15 protein-coding genes are annotated in these 18,132 nt (G+C 63.4%); 8 read left to right on the top strand and 7 right to left on the bottom strand.

Annotation, left to right across the window (positions count from 1 at the left end; genetic code table 11):
* Positions 1-107: 107 nt before the first annotated feature.
* The 7 genes from EFR00_RS26245 (at position 108) to EFR00_RS26215 (ending at position 10,128) form a co-directional block, all read left to right on the top strand.
* Positions 108-3,035, top strand: coding sequence for an aminotransferase (locus EFR00_RS26245; RefSeq protein ID WP_077995026.1), 2,928 nt, complete (start codon positions 108-110; stop codon positions 3,033-3,035).
* A 522-nt stretch (positions 3,036-3,557) separates the two neighbouring features.
* Positions 3,558-3,752, top strand: coding sequence for a hypothetical protein (locus EFR00_RS26240; protein ID WP_009995469.1), 195 nt, complete (start codon positions 3,558-3,560; stop codon positions 3,750-3,752).
* Between the two features lie 121 nt (positions 3,753-3,873).
* Positions 3,874-4,869, top strand: a complete 996-nt coding sequence (locus EFR00_RS26235) for a P1 family peptidase (protein WP_077995097.1) — start codon at positions 3,874-3,876, stop codon at positions 4,867-4,869.
* Between the two features lie 132 nt (positions 4,870-5,001).
* Positions 5,002-6,531, top strand: a complete 1,530-nt coding sequence (locus EFR00_RS26230; RefSeq protein ID WP_208655978.1) for an ABC transporter substrate-binding protein — start codon at positions 5,002-5,004, stop codon at positions 6,529-6,531.
* Between the two features lie 359 nt (positions 6,532-6,890).
* Positions 6,891-7,838 carry an ABC transporter permease gene (locus EFR00_RS26225; RefSeq protein ID WP_039617321.1) on the top strand — a complete coding sequence of 316 codons (948 nt, stop codon included), beginning with the start codon at positions 6,891-6,893 and terminating at the stop codon, positions 7,836-7,838.
* A gap of 2 nt (positions 7,839-7,840) precedes the next feature.
* Positions 7,841-8,704, top strand: a complete 864-nt coding sequence (locus tag EFR00_RS26220) for an ABC transporter permease (protein ID WP_077995027.1) — start codon at positions 7,841-7,843, stop codon at positions 8,702-8,704.
* Entirely contained in the window at positions 8,704-10,128 is a 1,425-nt protein-coding gene (locus EFR00_RS26215; RefSeq protein WP_077995028.1) for an amidase, read from the top strand. Before EFR00_RS26220 ends, EFR00_RS26215 begins: the two co-directional genes overlap by 1 nt.
* On the opposite strand, the gene EFR00_RS26210 is transcribed toward EFR00_RS26215, so the two are convergent.
* The 3 genes from EFR00_RS26210 to EFR00_RS26200 form a co-directional block, all read right to left on the bottom strand.
* The gene (locus tag EFR00_RS26210; RefSeq protein WP_077995029.1) at positions 10,121-10,978 is read right to left on the bottom strand and encodes a C40 family peptidase; all 858 of its coding nucleotides are present in this window, start codon (positions 10,976-10,978) and stop codon (positions 10,121-10,123) included. The genes EFR00_RS26215 and EFR00_RS26210 overlap by 8 nt on opposite strands.
* Before the next feature lie 24 nt (positions 10,979-11,002).
* Positions 11,003-11,353, bottom strand: coding sequence for a MarR family winged helix-turn-helix transcriptional regulator (locus EFR00_RS26205; protein WP_010032039.1), 351 nt, complete (start codon positions 11,351-11,353; stop codon positions 11,003-11,005).
* Between the two features lie 143 nt (positions 11,354-11,496).
* On the bottom strand, positions 11,497-12,888 hold the full coding sequence (locus tag EFR00_RS26200; protein ID WP_077995030.1) for a leucyl aminopeptidase family protein: 1,392 nt from the start codon (positions 12,886-12,888) through the stop codon (positions 11,497-11,499).
* 142 nt (positions 12,889-13,030) lie between these two features.
* Here EFR00_RS26200 and EFR00_RS26195 point away from each other — a divergent pair, with 142 nt between their 5' ends.
* Complete coding sequence (locus EFR00_RS26195) at positions 13,031-13,870, top strand: tetratricopeptide repeat protein (protein WP_077995031.1); 840 nt, start codon at positions 13,031-13,033, stop codon at positions 13,868-13,870.
* 7 nt (positions 13,871-13,877) lie between these two features.
* Here the strand turns inward: EFR00_RS26195 and EFR00_RS26190 are convergent, their stop codons facing one another.
* The 4 genes from EFR00_RS26190 to EFR00_RS26175 form a co-directional block, all read right to left on the bottom strand.
* Complete coding sequence (locus tag EFR00_RS26190) at positions 13,878-14,510, bottom strand: LysE family translocator (RefSeq protein ID WP_077995032.1); 633 nt, start codon at positions 14,508-14,510, stop codon at positions 13,878-13,880.
* A 130-nt stretch (positions 14,511-14,640) separates the two neighbouring features.
* On the bottom strand, positions 14,641-15,627 hold the full coding sequence (locus EFR00_RS26185) for a type II secretion system F family protein (RefSeq protein WP_077995033.1): 987 nt from the start codon (positions 15,625-15,627) through the stop codon (positions 14,641-14,643).
* Between the two features lie 14 nt (positions 15,628-15,641).
* Entirely contained in the window at positions 15,642-16,649 is a 1,008-nt protein-coding gene (locus EFR00_RS26180; protein WP_009991761.1) for a type II secretion system F family protein, read from the bottom strand.
* Between the two features lie 4 nt (positions 16,650-16,653).
* Positions 16,654-18,132 (bottom strand): TadA family conjugal transfer-associated ATPase, encoded by a 1,479-nt coding sequence (locus tag EFR00_RS26175; RefSeq protein ID WP_077995034.1) that lies wholly within the window; start codon positions 18,130-18,132, stop codon positions 16,654-16,656.

The raw sequence follows: 18,132 nt of genomic DNA, 5'->3' as shown, positions 1-18,132 counted from the left end.
CGGCATCTCTTTTGCTGGCAAACGACAATCACCCGTTGCCTGCCGACAGCAAGTATTTGATTATCTCGCTCAACGGGTAATCGAATCATGCTGCGGGAGGGGGTGTCATGAACGACGAGGCGCTTGTTGATCGCATGGCGCTGCCGCGTCCCGACGTCACCATCGCAGACGCGGAAGAGATCCTGCTTGCCCATTACGGCCTGTCCGGCACGCTTGCCGAACTCGGCAGCCAGCAGGATCGCAACTATCGCGTCGACAGCGATCGCGGCCGTTATGTGCTGAAGATTTGCCATGCGGCTTACGAGACCCGCGAACTCGAAGCGCAGAACGCGGCGATCCATCACCTGAAAAGCAAGGCGGACGCGCCACGCGTTCCCACTGTGATCGCCACGAATGACGGGCGGGAGATCCTTGTCCTTACCGTGCGCGGGCAGGGCTATCAGGTCAGGCTGCTGGAATATCTGGAAGGTCGAGGGCTGACGGAACTGACATATCTGGCGCCGGCTTCCGTCGCGGCGCTTGGCGCTCTCTGCGCGAGACTGGCGCTGGCGCTTGCCGATTTCGACCATCCGGGCCTCGACCGCAGCCTGCAATGGGACCTGAGGCGGGCCGGGCCGGTTGCCGTGCAGTTGCTTTCCGCCATCACCGATAGCGCCGCGCGCGATCGGATCGCCAAGACCATGGTCATGGCCGTACGTCGCATCCAGCCGCTGGCGCCGTCGCTCCGGCTGCAGGCCGTCCATCACGACGTCACAGGCGACAATGTTGTCGGCCATCGCGATGCCCGTGGCCACACCATCCCCGACGGGGTGATCGATTTCGGCGACATCATCCGCGGCTGGCTGGTCGGCGACCTCGCCGTCACCTGCGCCTCGCTGCTGCATCAGGCGAATGGCGACCCCTTTCATATCCTACCCGCCGTCACCGCCTATCAGGCGATCTATCCGCTGAGCGACGACGAATTGAAGGCGCTGTGGCCGCTGATCGTCGCGCGCGCGGTCATCCTCGTCGCCAGCAGCGAGCAGCAGATTTCAGTCGATCCCGACAACGACTATGTCCGCGGCAATCTCGACCGCGAGCGGGCGATCTTCGATACGGCGATGTCGGTTCCGTTCGAACTGATGGAGGCCGCCATCCTCAAGGCGGCCGGCGTGGGCGTCGCCGCCCCGGACGCATCGGAATGGCTGCCGCTGCTGCCCGACATCGATCCTGCCGCGATCGCCTATATCGATCTCGGGGTGCAGAGCCCGCATTTTTCCGCCGGCAACTGGCTGAATGCCGATATGGACTGGCGGCTGCTTGCCCGGGCTGCGACCGAAAACGGCACGGCGGCAACGCGCTACGGTGAATATCGGCTCTCCCGCGCGGCCCTCGCAAACACCAAGGAACAGGCGACCTGCGCTCTGCATGTCGATATATGCCTTGCGGCGGGAAGCGCGGTCGCAGCACCCTTTGCCGGCCGCATCGGCTGGAAGGACCAGCATCTGATCCTGACCTCCCAGACGGTGACCCTGCACCTCGACGGGCTCGACCTCTCGGTCGAGAATGAAGCCGAGGTTGCCAGCGGCGAGTTGCTGGGCACGGTCGCCGGAGAGGCGTCGTCGCTCGGCGGGCTGCGTCTCCAGCTCTGCAGCGTCGCGGGCCTCGAACCGCCGCTCTTTGCCACGCCGCGCGAGGCAGCGGCCTGGTCGGTGCTCTGCCCTTCACCCTCGCCCCTTCTCGACCGGCAAGCGGATGCTCCGCAACCGGAAACCGCTGGTCTGCTCGTCACGCGGCAGGCGCATGTCGCAAACGCGCAGAAGCACTATTATGCCGCGCCGCCGCAGATCGAGCGCGGCTGGAAAGAACATCTGTTCGATGTCGAGGGCCGCGCCTATCTCGATATGGTCAACAACGTCACCATCCTCGGCCATGGCCACCCCAGGTTCGCGGCGGCAATCGGCGCACAATGGCTGCGGCTCAATACGAATTCTCGCTTCCACTATGCCGCGATCGCGGAATTTTCCGAACGGCTCGCCGCGCTTGCGCCTGAGGGGCTCGATACGGTCTTTCTGGTCAATAGCGGCTCCGAGGCGAACGATCTGGCGATCCGGCTGGCGCAAGCCCATAGCGGCGCGCGTGATATGCTGTGCCTGCTCGAAGCCTATCACGGCTGGTCGGCGGCGAGTGACGCCGTCTCCACCTCGATCGCCGACAATCCTGAGGCGCTGAGCACCAGGCCGGATTGGGTGCATGCGGTCGTCTCGCCGAATACCTATCGCGGCGCGTTTCGCGGGCCCGACACGGCCGCGAGCTATCTCAGCGCCGTCATGCCGATGCTGGAGACGATCGACGCCGGCGGCCAAGGCCTGGCCGGCTTCATCTGCGAATCAGTCTACGGCAATGCCGGCGGCATTCCCTTGCCGGACGGTTATCTCCGGGAGATCTACGCCCAGGTGCGCGCCCGCGGCGGCCTCTGCATCGCCGACGAGGTGCAGGTCGGTTATGGCAGGCTCGGTCATTATTTCTGGGGTTTCGAACAACAAGGAGTGGTGCCCGATATCATCACCGTCGCCAAGGGCATGGGCAACGGCCATCCGCTTGGCGCCGTCATCACCACACGCGCGATCGCGCAGTCACTGGAGAAGGAAGGCCCCTTCTTTTCCTCGACCGGTGGCAGCCCGGTCAGCTGCATCGCCGGCACGGCGGTGCTCGATATCATGGCCGAGGAAAAGCTGCAGGAAAATGCCCGCACGGTCGGCGATCACCTGAAGGGGCGGCTTGCGGCGCTGATCGACCGTTACCCGATCGCCGGCGCCGTGCATGGCATGGGCCTCTATCTCGGCCTGGAATTCGTCCGCGACAGAACGACGCTGGAGCCGGCGACGGCAGAGACGGCGGCCATCTGCGACCGGCTTCTAACACTCGGCGTCATCATGCAGCCGACCGGCGATCACCAAAACGTGCTGAAGATCAAACCGCCGCTCTGCCTCAGCATCGAAAGCGCGGATTTCTTCGCGGACATGCTGGAAAAGGTGCTCGACGAAGGCTGGTGAGCGCGGCCTTTCCGACATTAACCAAATCGGTCATTTCGAGGCATTTCGATTTTTAATGAAACGGCCCATTGCCTGATTCAGCCGGGCTTCCTATGTCTGCTGCGGCGATCGAAAGAGTTTCGATTCTGTCATGCGAATTTTACGAAAAGCTGATATGTGTCTTTCCGTAAGTTTAGCTGGGATGGAATAGAATTTTCCGGATCGTCGATTTTTTGACACGTTTCGGAATATGTTTCTGACAGGCTATCGGGTAATGTCTACCAAGTTAGTAGATTACCAAGTCAGCCATCACCGGTCCCGGGCTCTTCCGAGACCACTCAAGCGCAACGCCAACGCAAGGAACGAGACATGATAGACATCGATATTCTCGCCACTTTCCTTTGGCGATCTGTGCTTGGCAATGACCGTCCGGGCGCCCTCTCCCGCCCGAACTGTCGAATGTGACGTTCGTCCTCCTTTTCAACGGTACCAGACAAGTCAATTCGCCATGGCTGCGCCTGTCGCGCGGCAGGAGTTCTATCTATGAAGAAGCAAGTTATCGAATATGCAGGCGTTCCCGTCGGGATCGTCATTCCAGACGAAGACCGGCTGAAGTTCATCGCCGTGAAATACCACGTCCACGACCTCGACGAGCAGCGTTTCGCTTCGCCGGATGAGGTGCGGCTGGCCATTCACGACCTGATGACCCGCCGTCATCCGAAGCCCCTTCATGCCTGAGGGCATGCAGCCGCTGCCGCGTTTGGCGGCTTTCTGTTGTGACCGGTCCTTAGGGGCCGGTCTTGTTTTTTGAGGACAATTGCAGTCCTATCGGCGGCCCTTCGTGCACAAGGATCCGCCCTTGCCTGACCTTCTCAATCTGATCACCGATATTGACGGCGTCGCCGTCGGCCATGCCACCGATCTCACCCTCGGTTCCGGCGTTACGGTCATCGTCTTCGACGAGCCGGCCGTCGCATCGGGCACGGTGCTCGGCGGCGCGCCGGGCGGGCGCGATACCGGCCTGCTCGACCCGTCGATGACCGTCAACGCCGTCGACGCCTTCGTGCTCTCCGGCGGCTCGGCTTTCGGGCTCGACGCCGCCGGCGGCGTGCAGGCGGGATTGCGCGAGATCGGCCGCGGTTTTGCGGTCGGTTCGATGCGCATCCCGATCGTGCCGCAGGCGATCCTGATGGACCTGCTGAACGGCGGCGACAAGGACTGGGGCCTGCACTCGCCCTATCGCGACATGGGTTATGCGGCCTTGAAGGCAGCAGCCAAGGGCGCCTTCGCGCTCGGCACGACAGGCGCCGGGACGGGGGCGACGACGGCCACCTTCAAGGGCGGGCTCGGCTCGGCCAGTGCCGTCAGCAGCGCCGGGCACTGCGTCGCGGCTGTTGTCGCTGTCAACGCACTCGGCTCGGCAACGATCGGCGACGGGCCGCATTTCTGGGCGGCGCCCTTCGAGAAGGACGGCGAATTCGGCGGGCTCGGCATGCCTGCCGTGACCGACCACCGGATGCGGCTCAAGGGGACGAACACGCCGGCAACGACGATCGGCGCGGTGGTGACCGACGCGCAGCTGACGAAGGCGGAGGCGCACCGGCTTTCGCTGGCCGGCCATGACGGCTTTGCCCGGGCGCTTTTGCCGGCGCACCTGCCGCTCGACGGCGACACCGTCTTTGCCGCTTCAACAGGCAGGCATCGACGAGACGACATGGCAAGCCTGATGGAGCTTTGCCACCTCGCCACCATCGTGATGGCGCGGGCGATCGCCCGCGGCGTCTACGAGGCGAGCGCCCTTCCGGCCGAAGGCGCGCAGAAGGCGTGGCGCGACCGCTATCCAGACGGTCATTGATTGAATAGACATGTCTCGCAAAACTGTGCAGCGTTTGCGTCAAAGACATGCGGACAACAAAGACCGGAAGCGGCAGGCAGATCTGAAAGATCGCGACACGCCTTATGGTCGCAACCTGGTAGAATGGGCATGATGAATAAGCTTTCGTTTGCGCCTTCGGGACGTTTCGTCCGGCGGCTTTCCCTTGGCTCTGCGCTTTCGGCCGGTCTGATGATGACGGCGATGACGCCGGCGGAAGCGGCGAAAACCACCCTCAACCTTGGCATGAGCGTCGAGCCGACCGGGCTCGACCCGACGATCGCAGCCCCCGTCGCCATCGGCCAGGTCACCTGGCAGAACGTGTTCGAGGGACTGGTGAGGATCGACCAGAGCGGCAAGGTCCAGCCGCAGCTGGCAAAGAGCTGGGAGGTCTCGCCCGATGGCCTGACCTATACATTCAAGCTGCAGACCGGCGTCAAATTCCATGATGGCGAGACTTTCGATTCCGCCAGCGCCAAGTTTTCGCTCGACCGCGCCCGCGGCGCCGATTCGGTCAATCCGCAGAAGCGCTTCTTCGCCTCGATCGCCTCGATCGAAACGCCCGATGCAAAAACGCTGGTGCTGCATCTCTCAGCGCCGACCGGCAGTCTGCTCTACTGGCTCGGCTGGCCGGCTTCGGTGATGGTCGCGCCGAAGACGGCGGCCGATGACAAGGTGACGCCGATCGGCACCGGCCCCTTCAAATTCGTCAGCTGGGCAAAGGGCGACAGGGTCGAACTTATCAGGAATGCCGACTACTGGAACAAGGATGCGGCCGCCAAGCTCGACAAGGTGACCTTCCGCTTCATTGCCGACCCGCAGGCGCAGGCAGCCGCGCTGAAATCCGGCGATCTCGACGCCTTTCCGGAATTTGCCGCACCCGAGCTGATGAGCTCATTCGACGGGGATGCCAGGCTCGTCACCAGGATCGGCAATACCGAGCTCAAGGTCGTCGCCGGCATGAACAATGCCAAGAAGCCTTTCGACGACAAGCGCGTGCGCCAGGCGCTGATGATGGCAATCGACCGCAAGACGGTGATCGACGGCGCATGGTCGGGCCTCGGAACGCCGATCGGCAGCCATTACACGCCGAACGATCCGGGTTATCAGGATATGACCGGCGTGCTGCCCTATGACGTCGAGAAGGCCAAGGCGCTGCTGGCCGAAGCAGGCTACCCCAACGGCTTGACCTTCACGATCAAATCGCCGCAGATGGCTTATGCGCCGCGCAGCGCTCAGGTGATGCAGGCGATGTTTGCCGAGATCGGCGTGACGATGAATATCGAGCCGACCGAGTTTCCGGCGAAATGGATCCAGGACATCATGAAGGACCGCAACTTCGACATGACGATCGTCGCCCATGCCGAGCCGCTCGACATCGACATCTATGCCCGCGATCCCTATTATTTCAACTACAAGAACCCTGATTTCAACGCGTTGATGAAGAAGGTCCAGGAGACGGCCGATCCCGCCGCGCAGAATGCGATCTATGCGCAAGCGCAGAAGATCCTCGCCGAGGACGTGCCGGCGCTCTACCTCTTCGTCATGCCGAAACTCGGCGTCTGGGACAGGAAGCTGAAGGGGCTGTGGGAGAACGAGCCGATCCCTTCCAACGTGCTGTCCGGAGCTTCCTGGGAGGAGTGAGGCGGCGGGCCGGGTGGTGACGCAATAAAGGGGATGGCCTTGGACAGATCCGACATGTATTTGGCCGATACAGCGTGCAGCCCTTCCCCTGGCTCGCCAACTCCATTCAGATGGGGCCGACATGGTTTGATTTCGCTGGACGGCACTCCTGGCGCCAGCGCCTTAGATGGCTCCTTCCACCCGCCCCGCCCTCCGTCATGCTCGGCCTTGAGCCGAGCATCCACACGGCACCCACCAACAGCCGCGACATGGATCCTCGGCTCAAGGCCGAGGATGACAGAGAGTGGGGTTGAACTTCTCGCCAAATCCAACGCCAGCCCATGGGAGAGCCGCCGTGCCATCTCGGCAGCGTGGCCCACATGATCGCCCTCCTTGCCCGCCGCTTCGCCGGCCTTGTCATCACCCTCGTCATCGTCTCGTTGCTGATCTTCACCGTCATGGATCTGCTGCCCGGCGATCCCGCCTCGATCCTGCTCGGCACGTCGGCAAGCCCGGAGACCTTAGCGGCGCTGCGCCATGATCTCGGGCTCGACCAGCCGCTCATCCTGCGTTACGGGCAATGGCTGACCGGCGTATTGTCAGGCGATCTCGGCCAATCCTACACCTATGGTGTCCCGGTCGCGGGATTGATCGTCGAGCGGCTGGCGGTGACGCTGCCGCTGGCGCTGATGGCGATCGCATTTTCGGTGGCGATCGCCCTGCCGGTCGGGGTACTGGCCGCCTCGCGCCGCGGCCGTGCCTTTGATATCGCCGCAGCGCTGTTTTCACAGATCAGCATCGCAATGCCGGCTTTCTGGGTGGCCTTGCTGTTGATCATTCTGTTTTCGACGATGCTCAGACTGATGCCGGCTGGCGGTTTCCCGGGCTGGGGCGCCGGTTTGCTGCCGGCGTTGCAGGCGCTTGTTCTACCGGCAGTCGCACTGGCGATGCCGCAGGCTGGCGTGTTGACGCGGGTGGCGCGTTCGGCCGTGCTCGAGACGATGCATGAGGACTTTGCTCGCACCGCCGTCGCCAAAGGACTTTCGCGCAGCGCTGTGTTGTGGCGCCACGTCGTGCCGAACGCGCTGATCCCGATCCTGACCATGATCGGCCTGCAGTTCACCTTTCTCGTCGCCGGCGCAGTGCTGGTGGAAAACGTCTTCAACCTGCCCGGCCTCGGTCGGCTTGCCCTGCAGGCCCTTTCCCAGCGCGACATCATCGTGATGCAGGACGTGGTGCTGTTCTTCGCTGCCCTCGTCATCGTGGTGAATTTCATCGTCGATCTCTCTTACCTCGCGATCGATCCCAGGATGAGAAGGGCGGCTTGACCATGGTGCCGATTACCTCCACGGCCATCGCCAGCCGCCGTCCGGGCTCCAGACTTAGCCGGCGAACAAACCTCATCTCCGGTGCTGTCATCGTTGGCGTGCTGATCGCGGTTGCGCTGTTGTCGCTCGTCTGGACGCCGCTGCCGCCTGAAAAGATGCAGATCGTCCACAAACTGCAGCCGCCGCTTGCCTTCGGCTTGCTCGGCACCGACCAGTTCGGCCGTGACGTGCTGTCTATGCTGATGGCGGGATGCTGGAATTCGGTGTCGATCGCCATCACCGCGGTGGCGATCGGCGGGACGCTCGGTTCGGTCGCAGGCATTTCGGCGGCGGCGATCCGCGGCCCGTTAGAAGCGCTGCTGATGCGCATCTGCGACGTCATCTTTGCCTTGCCGCCGATCCTGTCGGCGATGGTGCTCGGCGCCTTTCTCGGGCCGGGACGGTCCACCGCGATCGCGGCGATCGCCGTGTTCATGATCCCGGTCTTTGCCAGGGTGACGCTTGCAACCTCGCTGCAGGCCTGGAGCCGGGATTATGTGACGGCAGCATGCGCGATCGGCAACACGCGCCTGACTATTTCGCTGCGCCATGTGCTGCCGAATATTATCAGCCAGATCATCGTGCATGGGGCGATCCAGCTCGGGCTGGCGATCCTGACCGAAGCCGGTCTCAGCTTCCTCGGCCTCGGCCTGGCGCCGCCGGCGCCGACATGGGGCCGGATGCTCGCCGATGCGCAAACCTACTTGGCGTTGGCCCCTTGGCTGGCGATCCTGCCGGGCCTTGCCATCGCGCTTGCTGTCATCGGCTTCAACATGCTCGGCGACGGCTTGCGCGATCTTCTCGATCCACGCGAGGCAAGCCGCTGATGTCCTCGAGAAAAGAAAGGCCCAAGACTGCGGCGAGCGATACCAATCTGACCATCCGCGCGCTCCGACGGCGCTTCGCCGATAAAAGCCTTTCGCCACTCGAGTACTGGCTCGCCCTCGAAGACCATATCGCCGCCTGGGAACCGTCGATTTCAGCACTCTACCTCTACGATCCGGAAGCAGCGCGTGTGCAGGCGAAAGCATCGACGGCGCGGTGGGCGAAGGGACTGCCGCTCGGTCCGCTCGACGGCATTCCGGTCACGCTGAAGGAACTGATCGCTACGAAGGGCCAGCCGGTGCCGTTCGGCACCAAGGCGGTGGAGCTGAAACCGGCGGAAGCCGATGCGCCGGCCGCCGCCCGGCTTCGCGAGGATGGCGCTGTGATCTTCGCCAAAACCACCTGCCCCGATTACGGCATGCTATCCTCCGGCCTTTCGAGCTTTCATCCCCTTAGCCGCAATCCCTGGAACATCACACAGAACCCCGGCGGATCGAGCGCCGGGGCTGCCGGCGCGGCGGCGGCCGGCTACGGGCCGCTGCATATCGGCACAGATATCGGCGGCTCGGTGCGCCTGCCCGCCGGCTGGACCGGGATCTTCGGCTTCAAGCCGAGCCACGGGCGCATCCCGGCCGATCCCTATTATGTCGGGCGCTGCCTCGGCCCGATGACGCGCAGGGTCGAAGATGCGGCCTATTCCATGGCGACGCTGTCACGGCCGGACTGGCGCGACGGCACCAGCCTGCCGCCGAACGATTTCAACTGGATGGATCTCGAAATCGACATGTCAGGGATGAAGATCGGCCTGATGCTCGATGCCGGTTGCGGGCTTGCGGTGGATGACGAAATCGGGGGCGCGGTCGAAGCGGCGGCAAAAGGTTTCGAGAAGGCCGGCGCCACCATCATATCCGCCCAACCGGTGCTGACGCGCGCCATGCTTGATGGGCTCGACAGCTTTTGGCGCGCCCGCCTCTGGAGCGATATAGCAGGCCTGGAGGAAAAGCGGCGCGACAGTATCCTGCCCTATATAGGCGATTGGGCGAAGGCCGGCGCCGATGTCAGCGGCGTCGATGCGGTCAGAGGCTTTAACCAGACGATCGAAATGCGCAGGAGCTGCGGACAGCTGTTCACAATGATCGACGCGCTGCTCTCGCCGACAAACCCGATCATTTCCTATCCGGCCGAATGGGCATCGCCGACCAACGATCCGGCAAGGCCGTTCGAACATATCGCCTTCACCGTGCCATGGAACATGTCGGAACAGCCGGCCGCCTCGATCAATTGCGGCTTCTCCCGGTCGGGCATGCCGATCGGGCTGCAGATCGTCGGACCACGCTTCGACGACATGCGGGTCCTCAGGCTGTCGAGAGCCTTCGAAGACTGGACGGGCGGCGTGAGCGCCTGGCCGCAGCCACCAGTCACTTGAATGGGCGGCGATAACCGGTCGGCTGTTGGTAGAGCGAGCCGATGCGCTCGACGGCGGCATCGAAATTCTCGCGCGCCACCGTCATGCTGTGACCATTGGCATGAAGGATGCTCTGCGGATCCTCGAAAATCGCCACATGGCCCTTCCAGAACACCAGGTCACCGCGACGGATTTCAGTACGATCGATCGCTTCGCCGAGGCCGGCTGCCTGCATGTCGGTATCACGCGGCGCCTGTCGGCCGGTCATCAGCATCGCAAGCTGGACCAGGCCGGAGCAATCGATGCCGAGACCGGAGCGCCCGCCCCAGAGATAGGGCGTCTCCAGGAACCGGGCGGCGATCTCGACATAATCGGCACCGTCGCAAGCGCCGATCGGCTGGACGTGCCTGGCGAAGATCGCGGTTCCATCCTCGAGCACGACATAATGATTGCCCCGCACTTCCGCCTCGCCGGCGACGTGAATGCGGCTTCCCATCGAAAGCGTCGTCAGGTGCGGCTTGCGCAGTTCGGGCTCCGGGTAGAGGAAGGTGCGCGCCACGGTGACGATATGGGTCGGTACCGGGTCAATTTGCGAGAGCGCGTCTGCGGTGACATAACCGACATAACCGTCCGACGCGGCCTTCACCCAGCACCAGCCGTCGGCGCGATCGAAAACCGTCACCTGCTCGCCAAGGAGCAGCTCCGTATCGATGCCGCGCGCAAGCGCCGGCTCCGGGCGCAAGGCAATGACGGGAACGGCGACGCGTGCCGGGGCGCCTTCCACGAAGCGCGACGCCTCCACCTTGCCTTCGAGTTCTGCTTCCGCGAGATCGGGCCTATAGGCATGCAGGCGGCGGTCGAACATCGTCATTCCCATTCCTTTCAGATCGCCCGTTCAGATCGGCAGACGCCGGCCCTGCTCACGGACGAGATCGCCCAGCTTTTCCAGGTAAAGCGCGCCGCCGACGGTGCGCTTGATGATCACGTTGCGCCGGTCGGCATCGTCGCGCACGCGGTCGACCAGGCCCATCTCGCCCATCGTGTCCAGCGCGCGAGTGATGACCGGCTTGGTGACACCGAGCGTGGCGGCAAGCCCGCGCACGGTGTGGGGCGGCGGCACCAGATAAATATGCAGCAGGATCGCCATCTGGCGCAACGTCAAATCGCGATCGTCAAGGCGCACCTGATCGAGCGCCACGCCATGCCAGAGCCCCAGCGCCTGCGAGGCGGTCAGTTCGATCGGCACGGCCCCTCCGGAAAATCGTTACGCTAGCGTTTCATTTTCCGGCAGTTGCCATGGACATGCAAGGGCGGCCGGCAATTGCCATCCGGCAGGGTGAATAAAATTTTAATGATCTCCTCTGCCGGGGCGACTTCCGGCATCATGCTCTAGAAAAGGCCCGTGCGGATATGATGAAAGAGCGCGCGGATCGCCTGCGCTTCGCCGCCGCCCGGCGAATGCGGCCGCTCAGACTGGGCCCAGCCGTAAATGTCGAAATGCGCCCAGCTCTTCGTCTTGCTGACGAAACGCTTGAGGAAGAGCGCGGCGGTGATCGATCCCGCCATGCCGCCGGCCGGCGCGTTGGTGAGATCGGCGAATTTGGCGCGGATATCCTTTTCGTAGCCGGGATAGAGCGGCAGGCGCCAGATCGGATCGTCCGTTTCCAGGCTCGCTTCGGTGAGGTCATGCGCCAGATTGGCGTCGTCGGTGAAGAAGGGCGGAAGATCTGGACCCAGCGCAACGCGCGCGGCACCGGTCAGCGTCGCCATGTCGATCAAGAGATCGGGCTCCTCCTCGTCGGCATAGGCGAGCGCATCGGCCAGGATCAGGCGGCCTTCGGCGTCGGTATTGTCGATCTGGACGGTGAGGCCCTTGCGGCTGCGATAAATGTCGCCTGGGCGGAAGGCGTTGGAGGAGATCGCGTTTTCGACGACCGGGACGATGACACGCAGATCGACCTTCAGCTTGGCGTCCATGATCATCAGGGCGAGCCCCATGACGTTGGCGGCGCCGCCCATGTCCTTCTTCATCAGCAGCATCGAGGCGGCCGGCTTGATGTCGAGACCGCCGGTATCGAAGCAGACGCCCTTGCCGACGAGCGTCACCTTGCGATGGCCCTTCTTGCCCCAGCGCAGCTCGAGAAGGCGCGGCGCATCGGCGCTGGCGCGGCCGACGGTATGGACGAGCGGGAAGTTTTGCTCAAGCAGCGCGTCACCTGTTATAACCGATACATCAGCCTTGTAACGCTGAGCCAGGCCGCGGAAAGCCGCCTCGAGTTGGTCCGGACCCATGTCGTTCGTCGGCGTATTGATGAGATCGCGGGCGAGAAAGACACCGGCGAGCTGGCGCTTGATGTCGGCGCCGTCGGCATCGCTCGGAATGAGCATTGTCGCGACGGAAGATTTTTCCGATTTGTAGCGGTCGAAACGGTAGCTGCCGAGGCCGAAGCCGAGGGCCAGGCGATTTGCCGTCAGCGGCGCGGTCTCGATGTGCCAGTCGCCGGCCGGCAGCGCACGCGCGAGTCTGCCGGCGATATAGGGCTGTTCGGACGGATTGGTGCCGAGGCCGAAAAGCGCGCCGCCGAGATGGCCTTCGGCGGTCGGGATCAGCAGCAGCGATCCGCTCTCGGCCTTGAACCCTGCCTTTTTTGCCCAGTCGAGGGCGATCGGATCGATCGTGCCGGTCTCGATATGGGCGGGCGTGACGGCAAAGATCGGCAGCGTCGAACCGCCCTTCGTGTTGAAGGGGGTCGGTCTTTCGATGAACTGATAGGGGGCCATGATTGTCCTTCGGCGGTCGTCAGGAATCGTTCCTTAACGGTCTGTTAGGGTTAACAGACTATTGCTGGAGCGAAGATTGCGTCAAACCTTTCCCTGTTCCGCGTTCGAGGTGAGGCGCCGATTTCGGAATCAGGAACGCGTCATGCCTGCCTCGCTCACCACCATATCCACCAACCGCTTCCTGCAGGGCGTCGCGGCGTCGCTGATCGTCGTTGCGCTGGCGGGCTGCTCGACGACGACGAAGGACCGGATGACGACAGGCTCTGTGCCGAAACTCACCAAGCCGGTCGAAGAGATGGACGCGACCGAGCTGCGCTCGGCAACGGATCGGCTCGGCCAGGCCTATGACAAGAACCCGCGCGATCCCGTCACCGGCGTCAGCTATGCCAATCTGCTGCGCATGAACGGCCGTGACGCGCAGGCGCTCGCCGTCATGCAGCAGGTGGCGATCGCCAATCCCGGCGACCGAAACGTGCTGGCCGCCTATGGCAAGGCGCAAGCGGCAGCCGGACAGTTCCAGCAGGCGCTCGACACTATCGGCCGGGCCCAGACACCGGATCGTCCGGACTGGAGGCTGATCTCGGCCCAAGGGGCGATCCTTGATCAGATGGGCCGGGCAAGCGAGGCCAGGCAGCGCTACCGCGACGCGCTCGACATTCAGCCGAACGAACCGTCCATTCTTTCCAATCTTGGAATGTCCTACGTCCTGACCGGCGATCTGCGCACGGCCGAAACCTATCTGCGCTCGGCCGCCGGCCAACCAAACGCCGACAGCCGCGTCAGGCAGAACCTGGCGCTCGTCGTCGGCCTGCAGGGACGTTTTGCGGAAGCCGAGCAGATCGCGCGGCGAGAGCTCTCGCCGCAGCAGGCTGATGCCAATGTCGCCTATCTCAGGAGCATGCTGTCGCAGCAGAATTCCTGGCAGAAGCTCGCCGCCAAGGACAAGACGCCGGGCGCGGCGGACGGCAGCAATACCAACTAAACCGTGTTCAGCGGACGCTGAGGCCCGAAAGGATGAGACGGAGACCGAGGCCGCCCATGACGGCACCGGCGGCTCGGTCGATCCAGCCCTTGGCATGGAGATAGAGCCGCCGCGGATGGCGGGCCGAAAAAGCGATCGCTACGATCGAATACCAGCCCGCCTCCACCGCAAAGACACCGAGCGGCAGCGCGAAGATGAGATCGAGCGGCACCGTCCTCGGCAATAGCGCGGCAAACAGGCTGGCATAGACGATGATGGTCTTCGGGTTGCTGAGCTGGGTCAGCAGCGCGGTCGTGAAGCTGCGCATCGGCGCGCGGCGTCCATGGACGGCGTCGGAAACCTCGAGCGGCCGACCGGCGCCTTTCCAGATATTGACAGCGATATAGACGAGATAGACACCGCCTGCGACCTTCAGCAAGATATACAGCCATTCGAACTGAGACAGCAGCGCCGTCAGTCCGGCAAGCGCCAGCACGGCGAAAACGACACCGCCTGCACCCATGCCCAGCGCGGCCGCAAGACCGTCCAGCCGTGACTGTGAAATGGCGATCCTGGAGACGACGACGAAGCTCGGGCCGGGGCTCATCGCGCCGACCATCAGGGCTGCCATGATGCTGATGAAAATGCCCTGAGAAGACATGTGAACCTCGCCTTCGGGATGGAACGCGCAGAGAGGCACGGCCTCCGCGCCACTCGATCATCGTCCATCTCGTGTAGCAGTTATGCCGGCGCCCGTCACGGGCACGGACGACATATCGTCTGCGCAACCGTCAGAACTTGTCCGCCACCTGGATGCCGGCCGGGCCGAGGATAACGGCAATCAGCACCGGCAGGAAAAACAGGATCATCGGCACCGTCAGTTTCGGCGGCAGGGCGGCCGCCTTCTTTTCCGCTTCGTTCATGCGCTCGTCGCGCCCTTCCTGAGCGAGAACGCGCAGCGCTTGGGCGACCGGCGTGCCGTAGCGATCGGCCTGGATCAGCGCCTGAGTGACCGAGCGCACCAGTTCGATCTGCGTGCGCGTGGCAAGATTTTCGAGCGCCACCCGGCGATCCGGCAGGAAGGAGAGCTCGGCCGTGGTCAGCACCATCTCCTCGGCGAGCGCCGGCGACTGCTCGCCGAGTTCTTCCGACACACGACGCATCGCGGCCTCGATCGAGATACCGGATTCGACGCAGATCAGCATCAGGTCCAGCGCATCCGGCCAGGCGCGCTTGATCGAGTGCTGGCGTTTGCCCATGCGATTGGAGATGTAGATGTTCGGCGCGTAGAAACCGAGATAGCCGATGCCGATGACGGCGAAGAGGCGGATAGGCATGCCCCTTTCGGCGAGGTTGCCGAGGCCGAAGACCCAGAAGGCGGCAAGCGCCAGGAAGAGGAAGGGCAGCAGGAAGCGCGCGACGAGGAAGGTATTCAGCGCATTCTCCGAGCGGAAACCGGCGGCACGCAGCTTGTTGACCGTATTTTCGTCGACCAGCGCCTTGCGCAGGTTGAACCGCTCGACGATCTGGCGAACCGAGCGGTTGTTCTGGCTCCTGAGCGACGCCTTGCCGGCAGCCGGGTCGGCATTCATGCGGGCGCGTTCGCGGGCGCGGATCTGCTCGCGCTCTGTCGAAACGGCCTTCATGCGCTTGGTCAGATCGCCGCGCTCGAAAAAGGGGATGGCGATCGTGTAGAAAGTGGCGAAGACGGCGATCGCGACGAAGACGGCGATCAGCATGCCCGGATTGGTCAGCGTTGCGGCGAGGTCCTGCGACATGGTGCTTCCTTCCGCTAGATGTCAAAATTGACCATGTTGCGCATGACGAAGATGCCGATCGACATCCAGATCGCCGAGACACCCATGATGAAATGGCCGCGCGGATCGGTAAAAAGGATCATCATGTAGTTCGGCGAGGTGAGGTAGACGAGGGTCGCGACGATGAAGGGCAGCGCGCCGATGATGACTGCCGACGCCTTGGCTTCCATTGACAGCGCCGAGACCTTGGCCTTCATCTTCCGGCGCTCGCGCAGCACCTTGGAGAGATTGCCGATCGCTTCCGACAGATTGCCGCCCGCCTGCGACTGGATGGCGATGACGATCGCGAAGAAGTTGACTTCCTGGAGCGGCATGTGAAGCGTCATGCGGGCGCAGGCGTCGGGAATGCTGAGGCCCACCTGCTGCGCCTCGATTATCCGCCGGAACTCGCTCTTGACCGGCTCGGTGCCTTCGGTTCCGATCAGGCGAATCGCATCGTTGAGCGGCAGGCCTGACTTGATCGAGCGGGTGATGACGTCGAGCGCATTGGGGAGCTCGTTGAGGAATTTGTTCTGGCGGCGCTTGATCAAGAAGCCGAGAACCCAGCGCGGCAGGCCTAGACCGGCGACGACGGCAATGCCGATCATGACCATCCACGATGCGCCGACGATGAAGGCCACGATCAGCAGCACCGAGGCGAAGATGGCACTGATGAGATAAAATTTCCCCACGCTGATCGGCAGGCCGGCCTGCAACAGGCGGGATTTCATCGACAGGGTCTTGCGGGTTTTTTCGTGCTGGCGTTTTTCCAGATCCTTCAGATTGTCCTGCACCGATTTGCGCCGCTTCGACAGTTCCTGCACGCGGTCGCGGGCAGCCTTGACCTTGACCCGGTCGACCTCTGCCGACTTCACACGATTGATGCGGCTTGCCGATTTCTTGTCGGCCTCGATCCGCGTAAACATGAGCGCATAGGCGACCGCCGCCGCGGAGACTGCGGCGAGGACGACGATTGCCAGGACTACCGGATCGAACCCGAACATCAGCCTAATCCTTGGATTTCGCTTCCATCGCGTCGAGGGCGGCGGCCAGGCGCTTTTCCTCGTTGAAGTAACGAGCCCGATCCCAGAAATGCGGTTTGCCGACGCCGGTCGACATGTGCCGGCCGATCAATCGGCCGCCCGCGTCTTCGCCTTCGATCTCGTAGCGCATCAGATCCTGGGTGATGATGACGTCGCCTTCCATGCCGATCACCTCGGTGATCTGGGTGATGCGGCGCGAACCGTCGCGCAGGCGCGCCGCCTGGATGATGACGTCGACAGAGGTGGAGATGATCTCACGCACCGTTTTTGCCGGCAGGGTGAAGCCGCCCATGGCGATCATCGATTCGATACGGCTCAGGCATTCGCGCGGGGTGTTGGCGTGGATCGTGCCCATCGAGCCGTCGTGACCGGTGTTCATCGCCTGCAGCAGGTCGAAAACTTCAGGTCCGCGCACTTCGCCGACGATGATGCGCTCGGGACGCATGCGCAGGCAGTTCTTGACGAGATCGCGCATGGTGATCTCGCCCTCGCCTTCGATATTCGGCGGACGCGTTTCAAGACGCACGACATGCGGCTGCTGCAGCTGCAGTTCGGCCGTGTCCTCGCAGGTGATGACGCGTTCGTCGCGATCGATGTAATTGGTCAGGCAGTTCAGGAGGGTCGTTTTACCCGAACCCGTGCCGCCTGAGATGATGACGTTGCAGCGCACCCGCCCGATGATCTGCAGCACGGTTGCGCCTTCCGGCGTGATCGCGCCGAAACGGACGAGCTGATCGAGCGTCAGCTTGTCCTTCTTGAACTTGCGGATGGTGAGCGCCGGCCCGTCGATCGACAGCGGCGGTGCGATGACGTTGACGCGCGAACCATCGGGCAGGCGCGCGTCGCAGATCGGGCTCGATTCATCGACGCGGCGGCCGACCTGGCTGACAATGCGCTGGCAGATGGAGAGAAGCTGCGCGTTGTCGCGAAAACGGATTTCCGATTCGATCGTCTTGCCGCCGACTTCGATAAAAGTCTGGCCGGCGCCGTTGACCATGATGTCGGCGATGTCGTCGCGCGCCAGCAGCGGCTCCAGCGGGCCGTAACCGAGGACGTCGTTGCAGATATCCTCAAGCAGCTCTTCCTGCTCGGAGATCGACATCGCGAAATTCTTGATGGTGATGATGTCGTTGACGATGTCGCGGATTTCCTCACGCGCGCTTTCGCCGTCGAGCTTGGAAAGCTGCGAGAGATCGATCGTGTCGATCAGTGCAGAAAATACCTGCTGTTTGGTGTCGTAATATTCGTCGGTGCGCACCGGCCGCTTGCGCTGCGGCGCCTGCATCGGCGGCGGTGTCACCTGCTGGCGCTGGTTCTCGCGCGCGGGTTCGACCAGAATGGAGGGAGAGGAAGCCACGGGTGCGGGCGCGGCCGGAGCCGGCGGCGGAGGAGCGATCGCGCCTCCAGCCTTTCCGAAACCTTCGTTTCCGCGTTTTCCAAACAT

Origin of the sequence: Rhizobium sophoriradicis (assembly GCF_003939025.1) — a bacterium.
In the GTDB taxonomy this organism is placed as follows: domain Bacteria; phylum Pseudomonadota; class Alphaproteobacteria; order Rhizobiales; family Rhizobiaceae; genus Rhizobium; species Rhizobium sophoriradicis.
Note: the sequence above shows the minus strand (reverse complement) of the source record. Positions and strands in the feature narration are given on the sequence as shown.

Bases quoted from the DNA above. Each gene is read 5' to 3' on its own strand.
- EFR00_RS26245 (WP_077995026.1), top strand. From the start codon at position 108: ATGAACGACGAGGCGCTTGTTGATCGCATGGCGCTGCCGCGTCCCGAC.
- EFR00_RS26240 (WP_009995469.1), top strand. From the start codon at position 3,558: ATGAAGAAGCAAGTTATCGAATATGCAGGCGTTCCCGTCGGGATCGTC.
- EFR00_RS26230 (WP_208655978.1), top strand. From the start codon at position 5,002: ATGAATAAGCTTTCGTTTGCGCCTTCGGGACGTTTCGTCCGGCGGCTT.
- EFR00_RS26225 (WP_039617321.1), top strand. From the start codon at position 6,891: ATGATCGCCCTCCTTGCCCGCCGCTTCGCCGGCCTTGTCATCACCCTC.
- EFR00_RS26220 (WP_077995027.1), top strand. From the start codon at position 7,841: ATGGTGCCGATTACCTCCACGGCCATCGCCAGCCGCCGTCCGGGCTCC.
- EFR00_RS26215 (WP_077995028.1), top strand. From the start codon at position 8,704: ATGTCCTCGAGAAAAGAAAGGCCCAAGACTGCGGCGAGCGATACCAAT.
- EFR00_RS26210 (WP_077995029.1), bottom strand. From the start codon at position 10,978: ATGACGATGTTCGACCGCCGCCTGCATGCCTATAGGCCCGATCTCGCG.
- EFR00_RS26200 (WP_077995030.1), bottom strand. From the start codon at position 12,888: ATGGCCCCCTATCAGTTCATCGAAAGACCGACCCCCTTCAACACGAAG.
- EFR00_RS26195 (WP_077995031.1), top strand. From the start codon at position 13,031: ATGCCTGCCTCGCTCACCACCATATCCACCAACCGCTTCCTGCAGGGC.
- EFR00_RS26190 (WP_077995032.1), bottom strand. From the start codon at position 14,510: ATGTCTTCTCAGGGCATTTTCATCAGCATCATGGCAGCCCTGATGGTC.
- EFR00_RS26185 (WP_077995033.1), bottom strand. From the start codon at position 15,627: ATGTCGCAGGACCTCGCCGCAACGCTGACCAATCCGGGCATGCTGATC.
- EFR00_RS26180 (WP_009991761.1), bottom strand. From the start codon at position 16,649: ATGTTCGGGTTCGATCCGGTAGTCCTGGCAATCGTCGTCCTCGCCGCA.
- EFR00_RS26175 (WP_077995034.1), bottom strand. From the start codon at position 18,132: ATGTTTGGAAAACGCGGAAACGAAGGTTTCGGAAAGGCTGGAGGCGCG.